We start from the raw sequence: 19,999 nt of genomic DNA on the forward strand, positions 1-19,999 counted from the left end.
GTGCCAGCCTTGGCTGACAAGTCAGATCAGGAATCATCCTCACCGGTTTGGGCAATCGGACCTTATGGGGCCTTGCCAACCTGGGAGAAGATACAAAACCCTGGCTTTGTCATGTCGGAACGACCACTGTGCCCAGACGCCCTCGGTTTTGCCCAAAAAATGTACCCGTACATATCATTCAGCGCGGCAACAACCGACAGGCGATTTTCGCTGCCGAGAGTGACCTTGCCGCATACGCGCATTGGCTAAGAGAAAGGGCTGAAAAGTTTCAAGTAGAAATTCACGGCTGGGTGTTCATGACCAATCATGTACATCTACTCCTAACGCCATCGACCGATTCGGGTATTTCAAAGCTGATCCAAAGCCTTGGCCTACGATACGCGCGGCACTTCAATTACACGTATGCCCGATCTGGCTCACTCTATGACGGGCGGTTCAAGTCCTGCCTGGTGGAAGATCACAACTACTTGCTGACATGCCTTCAGTACATAGAACTCAATCCACTACGCGCCGGCATGGTGACCGACCCCGGAAATTACCCCTGGTCAAGCTACCGCTCTCACGCGTTCGGCTTGCCGGCAAAAATGTGGAGTCCACACCCGCTGTATCGCTCCCTGGGCGAAAACCCAAAGCAACGCCAGCAAGCCTACCGCCAGCGCATCACCCAGCAACTCGATCAAGTCGTCATGACCAAAATTCGCCACTGCATCAACACCGGTATGACACTAGGATCAGATAAGTTCAAAGCCCAGATTCGCGCCCTGACCAACTAGCCTTTCTGCACGACCTCATGCCTGGCACTTGAACCTGACCCCACAAATTTTGACCCCACAAATTTCGCGAGCGACGGCTCTGCCGTTGGCAGCTTGCCCACCGTCCGATGCCAGGCCTTCCGCTCAGTCGAGTCCACTTCCCCAGTCCCGAATACCTGAACGATAAGCTGTCCGGCACCGTCGAACGCCTCAACGCTGAGCGCAGGGCCCCGACGGGTGGGTTTCTCAACCGCCCAGACCTCGGCGATCTGATCGAGGCGTAGGTGCAGATTGAAGCCCGGGTCGAGCACATTTTGCCACGGACCCATCCGCTTTAGCTGATGGATCGGCCCGGAGTGAATCTGGATACAGCCCCGGTTCCCAACGAAGATCATTACCGGGAGGCTGCTGGCGCTCAGCGCCTGCAACAGCTCGTCCACCGAGCTTTCGCTCAAAGCGCGGGCGAACGGCTCGCCGGCCATGCGGTAAGCACCGAGTCGATTCATCTTCAGCCGCGAAATCAGCGTCAAAAACTGGTGGGTATCGGTGAGGCCCGCCCACTGCTCCAGGAGGCGATCACGCTTGGCCACATCGCCACGCGCGGGCTCCGGCATCGACCGCTCTAACGTCTCCAGCAGCCCGGTCGGTGGTTCCAGCTGTTGCTTGCGCAACGCCTCCCACGCAGCGAGCTTCGATCCATCACGCAAAAACACTTTGTGGACAGCGTCCCCGGCCTCGTCGAAGACCTGGATGCTGCGCCGAACGCCGTCATCCAGCGGCTTTTCGAGCATGAACGCATGGCACCACTTGGATGGGAAGATCCGCAGGTCGATGTGCTCGCTGAGCACCATCGCCGCGTGATCGCCGGGACGATAGTTGTCATAAACACCGTCTTTTTCATGCACGCACGCGTCGTTGCGGGTTAGCGCCATCACCTCGCCCATGCCTTCAAGCTGAGGTATCAGCTCGTCCGGGTGCGCAGGAACGCGCCAGGCGTTGCTGCCGCACTGCGCCGCCACCAGCTGCGCTTCGCTAACGCCATACTGACTGCAGAAATCTCGTTCGCGAAGCTTGGGGTGCTCTGCACGAAGCGCCAGAAGCTCGTCGGTTGTTGTCGGTCGGTTGCGGTCGGTCACAGAACAGCCTGAAAGGTCTCGAGTTCCGGGTGAGCCAGGTAGGTACCCTTCGGAGCACTGGCCTGCGCGTGCGCCTTGCGAAATGCATCCGACTCCGTCCAGGCCTTAAAATGTGCTTCTGATTCCCACACGGAGTGCGAGGCGTAAAGCACATGGTCGTCCTTTTCTGGACCCTTCAGCAGGGAAAATGTCTTGAAGCCCGGCACGGTCTCAAGATACGAATCGCGCTGACGCCAAACGTTTTCGAAACCTTCTTCGAAGCCCTTGGCGATTTTGAATCGGTTCATTGCCAGATACATATCAATCTCATCTCTTATCAGGTGTGAATAACCAAGCGCTGCAGGCCAGCGTGCTGCTCGACCTGCACCGGCGTTGAGTAAACAGCGGACAGAAGTTCATCTTGCAAGACCTCTGACGGGGAACCGAAGGCAGCCAGCTCGCCATGCTGCAGGATCGCAATGCGCTGGGCGAACCGAGCCGCGAGGTTGAGGTCATGCATTACAGCAAGCACGCCGATGCCACCCGCCGCGGCCTCAGCCGCTCGCTTGAGCAGCGTCAGCTCATGCGACAGATCGAGGCTGGAGGTAGGCTCGTCCAGGAGCAAATACTGATCCTGACCATCGGTCGCAGTGTCCTGCAGCTGGAGCAGCGCCCGGGCGAACTGAACGCGCTGCTGCTCCCCACCCGACAGCGTGTTGTAGGAGCGGGTGAGCAGATGCTCGATGTCACAGTCGACACAGAGCTGAGCGGTCGCCTCGCGGAACTGTGCATCTGACATTGTGCTGCCCACCACGCCCAGCGCGAGTACTTCCTCAACGCGGAAATCAAACACAATGGTTGCGTTTTGCGTCATCACCGCTCGACGCCGGGCGAGCTGCTGCTTGTCTATGGTTCCAAGCGGACTTTCGTCGAGAAACACGCTCCCTGCTGTCAGGTGAAGCTGACCGGCAAGCGCCTTCAGCAGGGTGCTCTTGCCCGCGCCATTGGGCCCGATGAGTGCCGTAAAGACGCCTCGCTCGCACGAGAGACTGACGTCCCTCAAGATCGACGCGCTGCCAATAGTCACGCTGGCGTTTTCGCACCGCAGACTCATCGAGCCCGCACTCGAGTAATCAGCCATAAGAAGAACGGTGCACCAATGGCGCTGGTCACAAGGCCCACCGGAATTTCAGCTGGGATGGCCAGCGTGCGCGCCAGCGTGTCGGCAACCACCATGAGGGTTGCGCCGAGCAGCGCGGCGCACGGGAGCACAAAGCGGTGCGATGCGCCGCCCATCAGGCGGATCAAGTGCGGCACGATGAGGCCCACGAAGCTGATAATACCCGACAGCGCAACTCCTGCACCGACTACGGCAGCACTGCCCAGGATCGCCGTTTTCTTGAGCCTCTCGACGTTGACGCCAACAAACTCCGCCTCGGCTTCCCCGAGCTGAAACTGGTCGAGACGACGACTTTGCCGTAGCAGCAAAAAAGCAGCCGCCACAATGGGAATGAGTGCGGGGATGACGGTTGTCCAGGTAGCTCGGCCAAACGAGCCCAGGGTCCAAAACACCAGTGCTCGCAGCTGGCGTTCGTCGCTCATATATTGGAAGGCGCCAATGCCAACGGTGGACAGTGCATTGATCACGATACCAACCAGCAGCATCGTGACGACGCTGAAGTGGCCAAATCGCTTAGCAAACAGATACAGAAAACCCGTGGCACAGCCGGCGCCGGTAATCGCTGCCAGCGGCATGAGAAACGGCGCTAGCCACGCGGGCGTCGCGATGCCCGCGCCCAGGACGATATAACAGATGGCGCCGATCGCAGCACCACCCGACACGCCGATCAATCCCGGGTCCGCGAGCGGGTTGCGAAACAGCCCCTGCAGTACAGCACCGGCCAGGGCGAGTGCCGCCCCGACGAACGCTGCCAAAACAATGCGCGGACCGCGAATATCGAACAATACCGTTTTTTGCAGCTCGGCTTCGGCGGAGTCCCCGAGCAGGCCGTTTAAAGATATGGGGATGGCCCCGGAGACGATTGCGGTCAGCACCGACACACTGAGCCCCGCGACCAGACCAACAGTCACCAGCCGCTGCCGGTCGGCGGGGCTGAGCCTGCGGTTTGTCGGCGGCGATATGGTCTGGGCTGACCCGGTCGCTACCGGACGATCGAGACTCCCAGCGCCGCTGCTGGAAGGCAGGTCGCTTCCTTCATTGGGCATTCGGCGAAGCGTCTTTGAAGGCCTCGGCGAGCTGAGCGGCCGCCCCCAGCGTGCGTGGACCGAAGCCCAGCATCGTCATACCGTCCAGTGCAACGATCTGCCGGTTTCGGCCTGCCGTCGTCAGCCGTACCGCCGGGTTTGCCACGATGCCGTCAACACCGCCAGCCGCCTGAACGCCACGCTCCGGCATCACGATGACATCAGGGTTTGCTTTGACCATCGCTTCCAGCGACATGGGTTTCCAGCCATCTACCGATCCGAACACGTTGGTTGCCCCAGCCATCGCCAGAAGGCCGTTGCCGGAGGTTTCAGCGCCGGCAGCTGTCGGCGTACCGTCGCGCAGGTTCAGCAGTACGGCCGCCTTGACCGTGCCTCGCTCTAGTGCCCTGAGCTCCTCAAGCGCGGGCTCAAGCTCGCCAGCGATCAGCTGATCAGCGCGCTCCTGGAGATCCAGAACCTGACCGACGCAGCGAACCTTGTCGATGATGCCCTGACCGGTGTGAACCTCTTCCAGGCGCATGATTTCAACGTTGGTGGACCTGATCTGATCCAGAACCTCGGGCGGGCCCATATCGTCCTCGCCCAGGATCAGCGTTGGATTCAGCGACAGCATCCCCTCAGCAGACAGGGCACGGACGTAGCCGATCGACGGCAGCTCGGTAGCCTCCGGCGGGTAGTTTGACGTGGTGTCCACGGCAGCCAGCCGGTCCTGCGCACCCAGCAAATAGACGATCTCCGTGATGGACCCGCCAGCGACCGCAATGCGGGAGCTGTCTCCCGCACGTTCACAACTCCACGCAGCTGCCGGCAGCAGCGCCGCCAGCAACAGAATTCGAGCAACCATTACAGATCGATTCTCAGCGTGGCACCAGCGTTGAAACCGGGCTGCGTAAAGCGACCTGGCGCGTCAGCGCCGATACCAGCGGTGTCGATCCAGCGGATGTACTCACGATCACCGATATTGAACAAGCCGGCGTTAAGCGAAATCTTTGGCGTGAACTGGTAGTACCCGATCAGATCGACAATACCGTACCCGTCAGTGGCAAGACGGTCGCCATCGATATCGTCGGGGTCCTTCGCGTCAACCAGCGTCCAAAGCAACTCGGCGCCCCAGCGCTGGCTCGGCGCATCGTAGGCGAAGCCGAAAACGCCCGTCAGCGGCTCAACCGTGTTCAACGGGCTGCCGGACGCATCATCTTCACCGTCAGCATAGGCGATGGAAGCGCGGACGCGGAAGTTCTCGAGCGCGTCGGAGTAACCCCCAAGTAGCCAGTCGCCGCGGAACTCGGCGCCCTTAATTTCAACCGCACCCCGGTTAATGGACTGGAAGGTGAGCAAGCCGTCGGCCGGGTCAATCCCACCGGTCGCCAGGAACTGAGGCGCAATGGCAAACGACTCAATAAAGTTCTCATAGTCGTTCCGGAAGGCGGTTAGCCGCCAGGTGCTGCGGTCGCCTGTGCCGCCGATGCCAATCTCGAAGCCATCGCTGCGCTCAGACTCAAGATTCGGATTAGCAATCGTTTTGTAGCCGCCGATGAAGTTGGTGAAGCCAACGTTGACGTCGTCATAGGGCGGTGCGCGGAAGCCTTCGCTATAGCGCCCGTAGAGCGACAGGTAGTTGGTCAGCTCGTACACCACGCCCAGCTTAGCGGTCACCTCCGAATCCTCGTAATCCTCCGGCAGCGGCGACCCGGGGTTACCTGCGAGGTAGATTTCGTCAGCGGTGGCGTTTGCGTCGAAGTCGTCGTAGCGCAGGCCCGGAGAGATGGCCAGACGACCGTCAAGAAACAGGATCTCGTCCTGAAGGTAGAACGCAGTCTGCTCAACTTCGGTCAGCGGAAAATCCCGCGTTGGAAATGCGGTGAATTCCGGCAGCGGGATCCCGTCGACGGTCTGGGTAAAACCATCTCGGCGGCTGGCGTTGTCGGTTTGAAACCAGTCAAAGCCGTAGCTGATCAGGTGTTCAGCGCCAAACAGGTTCAAACCCTTGTCGAACTGGGCGAATGCACCGGAGATTTCCTGCTCGTAGCGGGAGGTGCGGTTACGGAAGTTGGGGCCAAACGTTGGGCTCAGTCGGTCTTCACTCGTAACCTGAACGGTCTCGGAATCCTGCACATAGGCGGTGGCCTGAATGCGATTGGCGAAGGGAAGATCGCCCTGAAAGCGGTAGGAGACCGAGGTGCGTGTGCGCTCTCGAGTATCGACGGCATCCCGGGTTTGAGTCACCGTGCCCCTGCTCACCAAACCGTAGTCGGACAGCACCTGCGTATCTGCATCGTTTGTGAAGTAATCGACGCTCACCGAAAACTGGTGCGCTTCGCTGGGTGCGTAGGTCACGCGGGCCAGAATGTTGTCCGATTCGATCGACTGCGGGTCGGCAAACTCGCGAGTTGGGCCCGTTCCCCCGACCGACCCATTCGTTTCGGTTTCAGAGAAATCGCGGCGGGTATAAGTCAGCAGGCCGGCAAGCTGCTCATTACCGCCGGCGAAGGTCACCGTTCCAACCGTACTCTCATCAGCGCTCGAGTAGCCGAGCTTGAGTCCGGTGTAAAACGGATCTCCATCGCGCAGGTAGTCCTGCGGCTGGCGAGTCGTGAGTGCCACGACGCCGCCGAGCGCGTCGCTGCCATATAGAGAGGACGTCGGTCCACGGGCAATCTCCGCCCTATCGAGCGACTCCAGATCGACGAAATCTCTCCTGGCGCTCAGGAACGGGCCGAATGAGAACTCTTCGGGCACCCGAATACCGTCGACAACTGTGAGCACGCGATTGCCGCCGATGCCCCGGATGTTGAAACCACCGAGGCCGAAACGGCTGCCGGTGCCGCCGACGGATACGCCAGGTTCGAAGCGAACCAAATCGGCGATGTCGCGAGCGATCTCGCGATCGATATCCTCGGCTGTCTTGACGGTCACGGTCGCGGCGACCTCACTGATCGCCTTTTCGGTCCGGGTACCAACGACAGTAACGGTCTCCAGCTTAGCGGCGCGTCCTTCGTCGTTACTTTCTTCGGAGTCGTCTTGCGCATGCGCAAGGGGGATTGCTACAGCTATGGCTGCAGCCAGGGTCAGGGAAAATGCAGGTTTCACGACATACCTCGAGTGCAAACGTAAATCGAAACGATTTGCAATAATAATCTTATCTATTCTCGAATGGAACTAGGTATTTGTCGAAAGTGCGCGCAGCACCTCACCGCCCAGTCGGGAGATAGAGACCCTGCAACTCGGTCGAAACTAAGCCGGGGAACCCCTCGAGATCAGCGCGGAAACTGCGCATACGCGACACCGAGTTGCAGGTGGCACGTCTGCGGAATAGACAATGGGAGCGCGGTGACGATCCAGCGGTATTTTTTCAGAGGTTTCGCCGCAAGACACGGCGGCCTGTTGCTTAGAGGTTGAGCCCGTTGTTGGCTTAGGTCAGGTCGTAGGACAACTAATTTAGAGTTCTTGGGGTCAGGACCAAGGCGATCTCGCCTTCACAGGGTTACCGCAATGTTGATGAACGCCGCTGACGTACGGGCCGACCTGTTCTCCGCGATCGCTTTCCGCGAGGAACGACATAGAGGTTTAGCGCGTAATCGACCAGCTCAAAGCCCGCCTTCTCGGCGATGTGCTTTACTTGGGCCTCAATTGCGGGGTTTTCAAAGCCAATGACTTTGCCAGATTCCGTATCGATCAGGTGATCATGCCTCGCCCCGCCGCATTTTTCGTAGCGCGCCCGCTGGCTGCCAAACTCTCGGCGCTGCACAAGTCCTTTCTTTTCGAATTCGGCCAAAATACGGTAGACCGTGCTGAGCGCGACAGACTTTTCGGAGCGCTCGTTGATCATCAAGTGGATTTCGGGGGCATTTGGATGATCTTCCGCCCGATCCAGAACATCGCAAACCAGCTCGCGCTGCGGCGTCCATTTCAGCCCAGCTTCCCGTAGCTGCTCTACCAATCGCGTTTCTACCACGTAACAACGTCTCCATGGCGCTATCCTGAGAAACCGTGCGCCAGATTGATTAGGCTCCTACCTATATAGACGCTTTAGACCGCCCTGAATCACCCCCTGCGTGCGAAAAAATTTGGAAAACGACACATTCTTGCTAACGAACTCGCGTCCCATATCCGATTGAGATTGCCCGCGTGCTCGGAATTCTTGGGGCCAGGACTAAGTGCCAGCTCCGGTCAAGCGCACCTAAAGGAGACCGAGCTGGCACTTGGTTGTGGCCCAAGGATTCAACGAAAATATCCCTATCAACTTAAAAGCGATTACGCGGTCGAACAATTGAGAGTTAGAGACAGTTTCTTGCAGTATCCGTATGACAATTCAGAACGCGTGTCATCTGCCAAATACGGTCATACGAACACTCGCTCCGTTGTTCGCATGAGAATTTTCGATGCCACATTCTTCGCTGCGTGCGCGCTGATCCACGCGACTGCTTGGTCGTGCGGCGCGAGACCCGAAACGACAGCCGAAGCGTACGCGGCTGTGCAAGATGTTGCTCTTGTGAGAATCACCGGCGTTTGGTTCGAGGAACACATCAAAGAATTCGATTTGCGAGCGCAGTTCGAATTGGTGGAGAGTTTCAAAGGGAATCTTGGCGAACGTGGGGAGATTTCCCATGCATTCGCGTCACACAGTCTGCTTCTGGTGCCCGGCGTCTACTACCTTCTATATCTATATCCTGGTCACTCCGTCAGCTTCTGCACTGGTTCTACCTCAGTGCCGATGACCCCGGACGAAGTGCCCGAACACTACCAGGCCATTTTTCGGGAGCTACGTATTCTCTCAAAAGTTGAACCAATAAGTCTGCAAACCTCGCTTGAGGGCAAAGAGCGAAAGCCTTTTTGGGCGTCGCGGATTCGAAATTTACGACCACACGCCGGAGAGGTAGTGATTCATGATTTGGTTGATGGCGTCATGTCCGGCGAAGCAACCTACACCGTCGCGCTTTACTCGTACCTAAATGGCCACCATGGCGATAAGAACCACTGGCAGTACCTTGTAGCGTTCAGCGGAGTCTACAGAATTGGACCGGTTCAGGTAGCGGGAGGTCGTCAACGTTTTGAGGAGCTGGAGATTACGAACCGCACCGCAATCCTAAAGGGACTCCGTCATCACCGAGACGACCCGATGTGCTGCCCGACAGTTCCGATTTCGATCCGATACCAAATCAACAACGGCACTCTGGTTGCTCTGGGGTCTGATCTATCAGAAACCGAACAGCAATAAGAAACTAAGATGCCCGAATACCAGTCAATACTCGAAGCCCTTTACCTTGAAGCTGCCAAAGCCACTGACCGAGGCGTTGTCGCCTCCTATATTCCCGAGCTGGCGAAAATTGACGTCGACCAGTTTGGATTGCATCTGAGGACTTCGGACGGCTCAGAGTATGGCGTTGGCCAACACGATGTTCCCTTCTCCATACAGAGTATTTCGAAGGTACTGGCCCTAGCGAAGGCCCTGTCGATCGAGGGAGTCGATCCGTGGGACCGCGTGGATGTAGAACCCTCTGGAAATCCCTTCAATTACCTGTCTTTGCTCGAACAGGAAAACGGTATTCCGCGAAATCCGCTGATCAACGCCGGCGCCATCGTTATCTCCGACATTCTGGTATCCCTGCTGGAAAACCCCAAGGCAGAGTTTCTCGCGTTTGTTCGAGAACTGGCCGGTGACGATGAGATCGACTACAACATCGACGTGGCGCGATCAGAGAGAGCAACAGGTTTTCGCAACTTCGCGGCAGCCAACTTGCTGAAGTCCTTCGGCAACCTGGAGAACAATGTTGACGAGGTGCTGGATTTCTACTTCCATCAGTGCGCGATCGAAATGAGCTGCGCACAGTTGAGCAAGGCATTTCACCTGTTCAGCAATCAGGGAAGGTGCCTTTCCAACAAAGCCCATATCACCGGCAGCCAGGCCAAACGGATCAATGCCCTAATGCTCACCTGCGGCTTTTATGATGAAGCCGGCGAATTCGCCTTTGAGGTTGGTCTGCCAGGAAAGAGCGGTGTCGGGGGCGGAATCATTACCCTGCTTCCCGATCAGTTTGTGCTGGCTGCGTGGTCGCCGGGCCTGAATTCAAAAGGCAACTCACTGCTCGGAATGGCGGCGCTGGAGCGCTTTACCTCCGCAACAAGGCTTTCCATTTTTTAGCCACTCCTCGTATAAGTCCGGCCACACCGACCTGGCTCTCGGGCAGCACCCACCGCAAGCCGCCCCCAAGACTGAAGTGCGAACTTTCTCATCCGATGGACCCACCGCGCCCGCAAACTCCATAACCCGGTGACCGCAGGGGCTGACCTGGCTCAGCTGTCGGCTTGACCAGGATTTCATTGTTGACCTCATTTCTGCGGGGATTGCGCTTCACCTAAGTAGCAAATCGAACAAGTCCGGTTTATGAATCGCACAGTTACCTTTCTCGCTATCGCTTCGGCGCTGGGAACTCCAGCTGCCTCAACGGCGCAAAATATCGATCTCGAGATGTTTACGAACGGGGTTCAGATCATCAGTGATGATAACCTCGGACTTGGGATCAGCGTTTCCGGGGCAGGCGACGTCAACGGGGATGGGTTAAGCGACGTCATCGTCGGCCTGTACGGGGAAGGTCCTAGTGGAGTCGGTGAGTCTTATGTCGTATTCGGGAAAGCGAGCAACGAAGCGATTGATCTCGGCACTATCGACGGCGCAGGCTTCCGCATTGATGGTCGGGAGGCCGCCGAGCGCTCAGGGTTTAGCGTATCGGGTGTCGGCGATTTCAACGGTGACGGCCTGGCGGATCTAGCGGTTGGAACCCTTAATCTAACCCCAGCTGCGCCGGGCGAAACCTATCTTGTGTTCGGTAAAGCGACCGATACGCCGGTGGACCTTGGTGCGCTCAGCACCGATGGCATCCGCATCAGCGGAACTGGCAACGAGCGTTCGGGAAACAGCGTCTCAGGGGCGGGCGACGTGAATGGGGACGGGTTAGCTGACCTCATCATTGGCGCGTACAGAGCGAGTTTGAACGGCGTCCTTTTTAATGGGGCAGCCTACGTCGTTTTTGGGAGGAGCGACTCTACGGCTATCGATCTAGGGGTGTTGGGCGCCGGCGGCTTTCGGATTGATGGCAGCGATGCAAGTGATCGAGCAGGCATCAGCGTTTCCGGTGCTGGCGATGTCAATGGCGACGGGCTGACAGACATCGTTGTAGGCGCGGACGGAGCCGGCTTATCTGGTGAGAGCTATGTGATCTTTGGCAAAACCGATAGCCTTGCCGTAGAAGTCGGCGACCTCGGCTCTCGCGGCTTTCTCATTTCAGGCGCGGCGGCTGACGAAGGGGCGGGGCGGAGCGTTGCCGCCGCAGGAGATGTCAACGCGGATGGCCTGGCAGACCTCATCATCGGCGCACCTAACGCAGATCCGAATGGAAACAACTCGGCTGGGGAAAGCTATGTGGTCTTTGGCAAAGCCGACAATAGTCCCATTGATCTGAGCGCGCTGGGTTCAGACGGCTATGTTATCCAGGGGATTGATGCCGATGACGAGTCCGGATTTGCCGTTTCCGGCGCCGGTGACGTAAACGGCGATGGCTTCGCTGATGTGATAGTGGGCGCCAGGGGCGGCGATCCCAACAGCAGGGAAGATGCCGGTGAGAGCTATGTGGTCTTCGGCAAAACGGACTCGACTCCGGTCGACCTAAACGTCCTGGCGAATGCGGGAATTCAGATTGACGGCGCCGCGCCATCCAATAACACAGGCTACAGCGTGTCGGGTGCGGGTGACTTTAACGGTGATGGCCTTGCTGATCTGATCTTGGGAGCGACAGGTGACAACTCGCCGCGCGGCGAGAGCTACGTGGTTTTTTCCACGCAGGTTGCGCCACCTGACGCAACTTATCGAGCGTATGCTGGTCCAGGCAACGCGCCACAGCTGGCCATTGGGGTCACCGGCGACGGCAGCAACGATAGCCATCCAGACTCGCGAACCTGGATCGACTTCGCTGACGGCGAAGCGGTCTCTCTAGTCACTGTCACGCTCACTCGCGGAAGCGGTGACTTTCCAGGTGCCGTCGCGGACGTATCCTGGGAGATTGCCACCAACCGCACCGGCTGGACATCAGCACAGGTGGAGTTCCGCTACCTCGAGAGCGAAATAAGCGCAGGCGACGAAGACTCGCTTCAGCTCTACTACTCGGTTGATGGCGCTGCGCCCTTCCGGCCGCTGGTTTCCTGCGTGGACCCGCTCAGCAATACGATCTCTACGATCGTCAGCGAGACCGGCTTCTTTTTTATCGGGGAGCGGGTCCAGGACAACGTCGTTTTTGTCAGCAGTTTTGAAAGCAACGAAACACCGTGTGAATCTCCCTGATAAACCAGAGGCTCAAGAACGGTAACCGAGCCAAGCTTGATCGGTAGCTCGATGTCCTGATTGGTGAAAAGACGGAACGCTGTCTGTTGATCGTCACGACGTATCGAACACTGTAGCGAGGCGTTGCTGGACAAACTGGCGCAAGTTAGAACACCACCGTTCTGACGCCGTTCATCTGGACTCGGTATTCGACGTGGGCGTGTATCGCTCGCGCGAGCACGCTGGCCTCCACTTCCCTGCCCATCGTGACCATCTGCGCCGCGCTCGTCGCGTGGGAAACGCGGCGAACGTCCTGCTCGATGATGGGGCCTTCATCCAGATCCGTCGTGACGTAGTGGGCGGTGGCGCCAATGATCTTGACCCCTCGGTCGTGGGCCTGGTGATACGGCTTCGCCCCTTTAAAACTCGGCAGAAACGAATGGTGAATATTGATACAGCGGCCTGCCAGCTGTTCGCAAAGCCAGGGCGAAAGAATTTGCATGTATCTCGCCAGCACGACCAGGTCGATTTCCCGCTCGTTGACCAGCTCTAGAATCTTCGTCTCCTGCCGACGCTTGTCCTTTTTGTCTGCAGGAAAATGGAAGTACGGGATGCCATACCATTCGACGATGCCTCGATGGTCATTGTGGTTAGAGACGACCGCCGGGATGTCTACCCGCAGCGTTCCTCGTTTCCAACGGTGCAGAAGATCGAGGAGGCAATGATCGGGTTTGGACACCGCCAGGATAATGCGAGGGCGGTATGACAGATCGTGGAGCTCCCATTCCAGCGCCATGTCACTGGCCATTGCGTCCAGCTCAACCCTGAGCGAGGCCACTTCCTCATCGCTTGGAACAACAACGTGCAGTCGGATAAAGAACGTTTTTGACACATCATCTCCGAACGACACCGCGTCACGAATGTCGCCGCCGCGTTCACTCACCGCCCTGGAAGCCCGGGTCAGAATACCGGGCCGGTCCGGGCATCTCATCAGGAGAATTAGTTCAATCGACATGGTCGCCACGTAATGCGAAAACAAAGCAGAGTAGCCCCCGAACCAGGCCTGCGCTAGTCGAACATACGATCAACGGTTGCTGTCGGTTTGGATTGAAAGACCGCTATACCATCTAGCCTATCGAAATCTCGGCTGAGTCAGAATGACCGGTTTGCGGGAATTGGCATGGTCAAAACCCGTTCTTTTTTGGAAGCCGCGCTAGGGAGCCTCTTCGAAAACCGTGACTGCTATGATTCCGACGTACTGAAGGGAGAAAACAGCCCATGGCTCACCACGTACCGCCCCACCTGACCGGGATCACGCTCCTCGCCGCGGCGGCGACCGCAACCGCGACAGATATCAGTCGTTACGACGTCATGCTCGTGGGCAACCGCGCCGGCGAGATGGTCATGGAGCAGGTGGCGCCCGACTTTGCCACGATGACCTTCTCCTTCAACGATCGCGGTCGCGGGCCGGACATCAAGGCGGAATACCGGGTAAATGAGGCCGGCCTGCCGGTTGAGGTTCGCATCACGGGTGTCGACTACATGAAATCGGTGGTCGAGGAAAAGGTCTCCGTCAAAGACGGCGTCTGGGCCTGGCAGAGCTCTGCCGATGCGGGCAGCAGCGCCGACCCCGGTTTTTATACCTCGCTCGACGGACCGCCGGGCGAAACCACCCTACTCATCCGCGCGCTGCTCGCCGACGACGATCGTACGATTCCGCTACTGCCGCAGGGCGAGGCCAAGCTCGAAATTGTCGGCGACCACACGTTCGAAGATGGTGAGAGGGTCCGGCTGGCCGAACTGAGCGGTCTGGGATTCGAGCCGTTTCCCGTCTGGCTGGACGAGCGTGACAATATCTTCGCCGTGGTGAGCGGCTGGTTTGGCATGGTGCCGGCTGGCCGCGACGACGTGATGGAAGTGCTTGCGGCGGCCCAGGATGCGCGCCGTGATGCTCGGTACCGCATCATCGGCGACTCGGCGGTTACCCCTTTCGACAGCCTTGTGGTCATCGACAACGCGCGGATTATCGACGTGGTCAACGGCAAGGTTCTTACCGCAAATGCTGTCGCCATCGACGACGAGCGTATTTCGGCGCTGCTCGAGCCTGGCGACGATCGACCAGCCGGCGCAACGGTGGTTGATGCTGGCGGCCGGACGCTGCTCCCGGGTCTCTGGGACATGCACACGCACTTAAGCCCGGGTGATGGGGCCCTGCACCTCGCCGCGGGGGTAACAACGGTCCGCGATCTCGCCAACGACCACGACCAGGTGATGCAGATCCAGAGGTCGTGGGACTCGGGTGAGGCTCCCGGCCCTCACGTGTTCCGCGCAGGATTCATCGACGGCACAGGCCCCTTCGCTGGCCCGACGAAGGCCCGTATCCAGACAGCGGAGCAGGCGGCTGAATGGATCGACTTTTATGCTGAACACGGCTACTCGCAGATCAAGATCTACAGCTCAATCCCGATCGACCTGGTAGAGGGCATGGCGCAACGGGCGCACGGCCACGGCATGCGTTTCTCCGGCCACGTCCCGGCAGGCATGTGGGCGGAAGACGCGGTACGTGCGGGCTACGACGAGATCCAGCACATCAACATGATCTTCCTGAATTTCTATAAGGACATTGTTGAGACCAGAAATCCAGATCGATTCATCAAGGTCGCTGAGCGCGGGGCAGACCTCGACCCAAAATCGGCACCGTTTCAGAAATTTGTCGAGCTACTGCTGGAGAACGGCACGGTCGTGGATCCGACGGTCGCAATTTTCACGGACCTTTTTGCCCACGTACCCGGCCAGCTTGCGCCGTCGCTCGGCACCGCTGAGGGAAGGCTTCCACCCCAGGTCCACCGCGGGAGCCTGAAAGGCGGACTGCCGGTACCCGAGGGGTGGCAAGAGCGCTACAAGTCTTCCGGAAAGCAGATGCTGACCGTTATTAAGGCCCTCCATGACGCGGGAGTACCGCTGGTTGCCGGCACGGACGCCATGGCAGGTTTTGTTCTGCAGCGCGAGCTTGAGTATTACCAGGAGGCGGGCATCGCGCCTCTCGACATTATCAAGCTCGCAACCTACGGCAGCGCTCAGGTCATGGGCGTTGAGAACGAGGTGGGGCAAATCGCCGTCGGCCAGCGCGCCGACCTCATCTTGGTGGACGGCCGACCGGATGAAGACATCCGCGAAATTGGTGAAGTGTCGTGGGTGATGAAAGCCGGCGAGGCGGTGGACCCAGCGCTGCTCTACCAATCCATGTCGATACGGGTTGCTTCAACCGGCCGCTGACCTACGGAAAGCGGCGCAGATTAAGGGCCGCGCGATGTCCCGGTTCGTGTTTCGAGTTCTAGTAGGCCGCGCGGTAGATCGCCAGCGCGTCCTCGTAGACAACCTCACGCGGGTTGTTGATCAGCAGTCGCTGCTGCAGCATCGCGTCTTCGGCCAGGCGCTCAAGGCTGTCCTCGCTGACCCCCGCGAGCGACAGGCGGGCCGGCAGTTCGATCTCGTCGATCAGGCCGACGAGGGCGTCGATCAGGGCCTGGGCGCGGGCTTCATCACTGCCGCTGGGTCTGACTCCACCAGCACAGCGCACCACAATGTCGGCCAGCTCAGCGTAAGCGCCGTAGGCATCGGGCAGGTTGAACCGCAGCACTCCCGGCAGCACCAGCGAGTTGCTGAGGCCGTGGGGAACATGAAAGTGCCCGCCGAGGGGATACGCCAGCGCGTGAACGGCGGCCACCGGCGCATTAGCAAAGGCCTGCCCTGCCTGCATGGCGCCGAGGAGCATCGCCGCTCTGGCATCGCGCTGCTGGCCGTCGCGCACGGCGGTACGAATATTTGTCGCCAGCAGTCGAAGCGCGTTGCAGGCAAGGTTGTCGGAAACCGGATTTTTGAGGCGCTTGGACGTGTACGCCTCGATGGCGTGCACCATCGCGTCCACACCGGTCATGGCCGTGATGTGAGGCGGCAATCCCAGCGTCAGGTCGGCATCCAGGACGGCGACGTCGGGCAGCAGCACCGGTGAACTCACGCCCGCCTTGGTGGTCTCGCCAGTCGTGATCACCGACACCGGCGTCACCTCGGAGCCGGTGCCTGCCGTGGTCGGAACCAGAATCAGCGGCAGCCGGCCGCCGCGGACCTGATCGACACCATAAAGCTCCTGCAGCGGCTGGCTGCCGGCCAGCAGCACGGCGACGAGCTTTGCGACATCCATGGAGCTTCCACCACCAACGGCGACAACAGCCTCAACGTTCGCGGCACGGGCTGCGTCGGTCGCGGCAAACACCACCGACTCTGGCGGGTCTTCGGTGACGTCGGCGTATAGCTCAACGCCGATACCCGCCGCACGGATCGCCTTGTGCACCGGCTCGATGAGGCCGAGCGAGACCAGCCCTGGGTCCGTCACCAGCAGAATATTCTCTGCGCCAAGATAGCGGCAGTGTTCTGCCAGCTTCAGCGCCTCGCCGGCGCCGCTGACCGTGCGCGCGACGGTATTGATGGTAAAGGACTTCATGAGGTCTACTTCGCGTGGTTTCTCAGATGATCGACACCTTGCCACGAGCGGTCGGCGAGGTCATCAGCTCGTTGGGAATCTCATAGCGCTATACCCAAAACACATCGACCATCGCCGACCCGAGCCTTCATTTGGCTAGGGCGTTTAGTGGCCATTCATTTGCACCGTTGAACACTTAGGATATCGGATGACGATCGTCACCCTCTCAAATCCTCTTTGTTCCAGTATGATCGGCGAAAATAAGGAGACTCCCTTGATCCGCATTACCTTACTGTTGGCTGGCCTATTGGGTTTGCTGCCGCTGGCCCACGCTCAAGTCGACGAAGGCCAGACTGGTCTTTGGTCCATGTATTTCTGGAACACCCAGTTTGGCGAAGGTCCGTGGGGGCTGCAGGGTGACATTCAGTATCGTCAGTTTGACGTGGGTTCTGATCTCGAACAGCTTCTGATCCGTCAGGGCCTGACCTATCGGCCGCAAAGTCGACCCAACATTCTCTTGACGTTGGGTTACGGCAATATCACCAGCGGGGAGTTTGGACCGAGCGACCGGGACTCCAATGAGCACCGCGTATATCAAGAAGCGTTAATCTCCCAGCGGTTTTCCGACCGATGGTATGTTCGACATCGCTTCCGGTTGGAACAACGCTGGGTTTCTGGTCAGGATTTCCGGTCTCGGCTCCGCTACGCCATTTTTGCCGATGTTCCGCTGAACGGTGACAACCTGAAGGAGGGGGCCATCTACGCGTCGTTCTACAATGAGATCTTCATCAACGGCGAGCGGGATATCGGTGGTGGCCGCAAGGTCAGTCTTTTCGACCGCAATCGTACCTACGCAGCCTTGGGCTATTCATTGCGCGACAAGCTGCGCCTGCAATTTGGGTACATGCACCAGGAAACGGACAATCTGGGCAAAGGCCAGCTGCAGTTGAGCCTTCATCATTCCTTTTAGTGCCTGTTGAGGTGGCCGCGACGCGGCCATCCGCAGCCCGCTGGAATCACGCCGCCAGCCGCAGGCCTTCGACAATTTTGCCTGCTAGCAGCGCTGGCTGGTCCACACTTTTCCAGTGCGTCGCATGGTCAAGCACCAGCCTCGGCAATCCCCGAGAAGCCAACCAGGCCTGCGAGGGTTTGGATAGGTTGTCGGGGTTGTATAGATAAACCGCAGCGGGGGCCGACGCCAGGAGCTCCCCCGGATGCTGACTTTCGGAAAACGAGCGCGCGTTGCAGCCCAGCTCCCACAGTGCTTTTGGGTCAGCCTGGGCGACCTGCTCACGATAGCGGGCGACCTCCGGTGTGCTCGCCGCCAGTTGCCCGAGACGTTCCAGGAAAGCCTCGCGAAACGCCTGCGGCTCGGAAAAATCGCCGGCACTGCCAGAAAAATAGGCATCTTCAGCCGTCAGATTGCCCTCCAGCGAAACAACCGTATGCAGGGGACTGTCAGCTCGAGTCGTCGCCAGCGAGGCGATAATCGAGGCAACCGAATGCGCCACGATAAGCTCAGCGTTGCTGGCTTTTGCCTGCTCAACGACAAAGTCAGCCAGCGACTGAAGCGTCGTTCTCCCGCTTGCTGCCGGGCGGCCAAATCCGGGCAAATCCAGAGGCAAGATCCGGAAAAGATCGGCGAGCTCGGTATCGCGCAACCCGTCGTACATGCTCGCGTTGTCACCGAAGCCTGCGATACAGAGCATGCTGGGTTTATCGGTTGCCGAATTGGCCGCCACCATCCTTCTCCCTAGCTGGCTCTCGCACGCGCTTGAGCCCTCTTAAGACAAAATCCAGCGGCGCCAAATTAGCACAATCTTTGACCAGTTCCCGCGCTGATGATGGCTGAATGACGAATGACTTCGATGAGCCGCAATCAATGCGTCCAGCCGACGGTTGACGCAACCCTGCTCGCAAGGCACGCTCGCGCGGATGGTAGATCTGATCCAGTTCAACAGCCTTTTTGAGATCGGCTTCGCCCTGCATATCGCGGTCGCGTTTTTTGAGCGAATCTACGCGCGCGAGCTGCCGCTACGTATCGAGCGGATCGCCGCGCGCCTCAACGCGCTGGAGCGCTTCAAGCAGGAGCTGCTGGAGGCCGTTGCTCGACACAAGGAAACCGGGCAAAACACGGCTCTTCAGCTGGCTTACCGAACCGTGCAAAACCCCATTTGGGTGAGTCGCAATGATTCGCTACTGGACGAGCTGAATGATCTCGGGCATCTGACAACCGGCCGGCTCAGTGCACTGAAGCGCGCGTTGGGTGTCGTAACGGTATTGTCTATCCTGGTGGTGATCTACACCGTGGTTATGCTGTTTCTGATCGGGATGGAGGTGCCCCAAGTGAAGGAGCTTGATCCGCGGATCGCCAGCGCCCTGGTACTCGCACAGCTACTTCCCCTGCCCCTGGCTGCTGGCGTGTTTTTTCTGGTGGCGCGCCGCATGAGCCTGCAGATCGATCGAAAACTCCGAGGCCTCAGCGAACTGCGCCTCGTTCTTTCCAGCGCCGAAACCAGCGCAGGAGCTGCCTACGCCTCGATCGAGGAGATATATCAGCGCGATCTGGGCCGCCACGGACGCCTGCACGCCAGCGCCTCGGTTGAACCGTCGATGTGACGAGCGCAGCGAGTCGAATGGGCGAAGCGTAACTCTCAAGTCTCGGGACGATTAAACTCGAACACGGCGACTAGCTCCAACGGACTGCCCAACTCAGCGGCGACTGCCGCAGGCATCACCGGCGGCTTTCGGGCTCTGCGCACAGCCGACTCGCATAGAGTCGCCACGAAAGCGCCAGAATCGCTCCGAACGATCTCTACGCCATCGATACCGCCCGTCTCGTCGATTTGGAACTCGATCCAGACGATTTTGTCCAGATCTCGGGTCCCGTATCGGCGCATCTCATCACTAAGAGATTCCATCAAGGCAGACCGGACGTCTCGCAGGTACAACTGGGAGTCGACGGACGCATCGGCTATTCCAGATCCTACGAGGCCGACGCTCCACGTAATGTAATGCTTTCCGAGCTCGCCTCTCGGCGCGCAAGAGTTAAGCAGCACGAAAAGCACTGCAAAGAACAGGTATTTAGTAGCAGACAAAGATTGCTTCTCCC

At 59.0% G+C, this 19,999-nt stretch carries 17 protein-coding genes; 7 read left to right on the forward strand and 10 right to left on the reverse strand.

What is annotated here, in order from left to right:
- Positions 1-128: 128 nt before the first annotated feature.
- Positions 129-773, forward strand: a complete 645-nt coding sequence (locus AAF358_18060) for a transposase (GenBank protein MEM7707467.1) — start codon at positions 129-131, stop codon at positions 771-773.
- On the opposite strand, the gene AAF358_18065 is transcribed toward AAF358_18060, so the two are convergent.
- The 7 genes from AAF358_18065 to AAF358_18095 form a co-directional block, all read right to left on the reverse strand.
- On the reverse strand, positions 770-1,888 hold the full coding sequence (locus AAF358_18065; GenBank protein ID MEM7707468.1) for a ChuX/HutX family heme-like substrate-binding protein: 1,119 nt from the start codon (positions 1,886-1,888) through the stop codon (positions 770-772). The genes AAF358_18060 and AAF358_18065 overlap by 4 nt on opposite strands.
- On the reverse strand, positions 1,885-2,187 hold the full coding sequence (locus AAF358_18070) for an antibiotic biosynthesis monooxygenase (GenBank protein MEM7707469.1): 303 nt from the start codon (positions 2,185-2,187) through the stop codon (positions 1,885-1,887). Before AAF358_18070 ends, AAF358_18065 begins: the two co-directional genes overlap by 4 nt.
- 17 nt (positions 2,188-2,204) lie before the next feature.
- On the reverse strand, positions 2,205-2,981 hold the full coding sequence (locus AAF358_18075) for a heme ABC transporter ATP-binding protein (GenBank protein ID MEM7707470.1): 777 nt from the start codon (positions 2,979-2,981) through the stop codon (positions 2,205-2,207).
- Entirely contained in the window at positions 2,978-4,093 is a 1,116-nt protein-coding gene (locus tag AAF358_18080) for an iron ABC transporter permease (protein MEM7707471.1), read from the reverse strand. Before AAF358_18080 ends, AAF358_18075 begins: the two co-directional genes overlap by 4 nt.
- Positions 4,083-4,937, reverse strand: coding sequence for an ABC transporter substrate-binding protein (locus tag AAF358_18085; protein ID MEM7707472.1), 855 nt, complete (start codon positions 4,935-4,937; stop codon positions 4,083-4,085). Before AAF358_18085 ends, AAF358_18080 begins: the two co-directional genes overlap by 11 nt.
- Positions 4,937-7,183, reverse strand: coding sequence for a TonB-dependent hemoglobin/transferrin/lactoferrin family receptor (locus AAF358_18090; protein MEM7707473.1), 2,247 nt, complete (start codon positions 7,181-7,183; stop codon positions 4,937-4,939). Before AAF358_18090 ends, AAF358_18085 begins: the two co-directional genes overlap by 1 nt.
- Before the next feature lie 394 nt (positions 7,184-7,577).
- Positions 7,578-8,048 (reverse strand): Fur family transcriptional regulator, encoded by a 471-nt coding sequence (locus AAF358_18095; protein ID MEM7707474.1) that lies wholly within the window; start codon positions 8,046-8,048, stop codon positions 7,578-7,580.
- A gap of 336 nt (positions 8,049-8,384) precedes the next feature.
- Here AAF358_18095 and AAF358_18100 point away from each other — a divergent pair, with 336 nt between their 5' ends.
- The 3 genes from AAF358_18100 (at position 8,385) to AAF358_18110 (ending at position 12,428) form a co-directional block, all read left to right on the forward strand.
- On the forward strand, positions 8,385-9,311 hold the full coding sequence (locus AAF358_18100) for a hypothetical protein (protein ID MEM7707475.1): 927 nt from the start codon (positions 8,385-8,387) through the stop codon (positions 9,309-9,311).
- Between the two features lie 9 nt (positions 9,312-9,320).
- The gene (locus AAF358_18105; protein ID MEM7707476.1) at positions 9,321-10,235 is read left to right on the forward strand and encodes a glutaminase; all 915 of its coding nucleotides are present in this window, start codon (positions 9,321-9,323) and stop codon (positions 10,233-10,235) included.
- A 243-nt stretch (positions 10,236-10,478) separates the two neighbouring features.
- Entirely contained in the window at positions 10,479-12,428 is a 1,950-nt protein-coding gene (locus AAF358_18110) for an integrin alpha (protein MEM7707477.1), read from the forward strand.
- 145 nt (positions 12,429-12,573) lie between these two features.
- On the opposite strand, the gene purU is transcribed toward AAF358_18110, so the two are convergent.
- Positions 12,574-13,422, reverse strand: coding sequence for a formyltetrahydrofolate deformylase (purU, locus tag AAF358_18115; protein MEM7707478.1), 849 nt, complete (start codon positions 13,420-13,422; stop codon positions 12,574-12,576).
- 263 nt (positions 13,423-13,685) lie between these two features.
- Between purU and AAF358_18120 the strand changes: the two genes are divergently transcribed.
- Entirely contained in the window at positions 13,686-15,683 is a 1,998-nt protein-coding gene (locus tag AAF358_18120; GenBank protein ID MEM7707479.1) for an amidohydrolase family protein, read from the forward strand.
- A gap of 58 nt (positions 15,684-15,741) precedes the next feature.
- Here AAF358_18120 and AAF358_18125 read toward each other — a convergent pair whose 3' ends face one another.
- On the reverse strand, positions 15,742-16,908 hold the full coding sequence (locus AAF358_18125) for an iron-containing alcohol dehydrogenase (GenBank protein MEM7707480.1): 1,167 nt from the start codon (positions 16,906-16,908) through the stop codon (positions 15,742-15,744).
- Positions 16,909-17,095: 187 nt separating this feature from the next.
- On the opposite strand from AAF358_18125, the gene AAF358_18130 reads away from it, so the two are divergent.
- A complete protein-coding gene (locus tag AAF358_18130) occupies positions 17,096-17,857 on the forward strand; it encodes a DUF2490 domain-containing protein (GenBank protein MEM7707481.1) in 762 nt (253 codons plus the stop codon).
- A gap of 46 nt (positions 17,858-17,903) precedes the next feature.
- Here AAF358_18130 and AAF358_18135 read toward each other — a convergent pair whose 3' ends face one another.
- Positions 17,904-18,632, reverse strand: a complete 729-nt coding sequence (locus tag AAF358_18135) for an alpha/beta hydrolase (GenBank protein ID MEM7707482.1) — start codon at positions 18,630-18,632, stop codon at positions 17,904-17,906.
- A gap of 190 nt (positions 18,633-18,822) precedes the next feature.
- Here AAF358_18135 and AAF358_18140 point away from each other — a divergent pair, with 190 nt between their 5' ends.
- Entirely contained in the window at positions 18,823-19,506 is a 684-nt protein-coding gene (locus AAF358_18140) for a hypothetical protein (protein MEM7707483.1), read from the forward strand.
- Positions 19,507-19,999: the final 493 nt, after the last annotated feature.

The organism is Pseudomonadota bacterium (assembly GCA_039033415.1).
In the GTDB taxonomy this organism is placed as follows: Bacteria; Pseudomonadota; Gammaproteobacteria; order Xanthomonadales; family SZUA-38; genus JANQOZ01.

What these genes read in the sequence shown, in the direction of transcription:
- AAF358_18070 (MEM7707469.1), bottom strand. Translation starts at nt 2,187, where the DNA reads ATGTATCTGGCAATGAACCGATTCAAAATCGCCAAGGGCTTCGAAGAA.
- AAF358_18075 (MEM7707470.1), bottom strand. Translation starts at nt 2,981, where the DNA reads ATGAGTCTGCGGTGCGAAAACGCCAGCGTGACTATTGGCAGCGCGTCG.
- AAF358_18080 (MEM7707471.1), bottom strand. Translation starts at nt 4,093, where the DNA reads ATGCCCAATGAAGGAAGCGACCTGCCTTCCAGCAGCGGCGCTGGGAGT.
- AAF358_18085 (MEM7707472.1), bottom strand. Translation starts at nt 4,937, where the DNA reads ATGGTTGCTCGAATTCTGTTGCTGGCGGCGCTGCTGCCGGCAGCTGCG.
- AAF358_18105 (MEM7707476.1), top strand. Translation starts at nt 9,321, where the DNA reads ATGCCCGAATACCAGTCAATACTCGAAGCCCTTTACCTTGAAGCTGCC.
- AAF358_18110 (MEM7707477.1), top strand. Translation starts at nt 10,479, where the DNA reads ATGAATCGCACAGTTACCTTTCTCGCTATCGCTTCGGCGCTGGGAACT.
- purU (MEM7707478.1), bottom strand. Translation starts at nt 13,422, where the DNA reads ATGTCGATTGAACTAATTCTCCTGATGAGATGCCCGGACCGGCCCGGT.
- AAF358_18120 (MEM7707479.1), top strand. Translation starts at nt 13,686, where the DNA reads ATGGCTCACCACGTACCGCCCCACCTGACCGGGATCACGCTCCTCGCC.
- AAF358_18125 (MEM7707480.1), bottom strand. Translation starts at nt 16,908, where the DNA reads ATGAAGTCCTTTACCATCAATACCGTCGCGCGCACGGTCAGCGGCGCC.
- AAF358_18130 (MEM7707481.1), top strand. Translation starts at nt 17,096, where the DNA reads ATGACGATCGTCACCCTCTCAAATCCTCTTTGTTCCAGTATGATCGGC.
- AAF358_18135 (MEM7707482.1), bottom strand. Translation starts at nt 18,632, where the DNA reads ATGGTGGCGGCCAATTCGGCAACCGATAAACCCAGCATGCTCTGTATC.
- AAF358_18140 (MEM7707483.1), top strand. Translation starts at nt 18,823, where the DNA reads ATGGTAGATCTGATCCAGTTCAACAGCCTTTTTGAGATCGGCTTCGCC.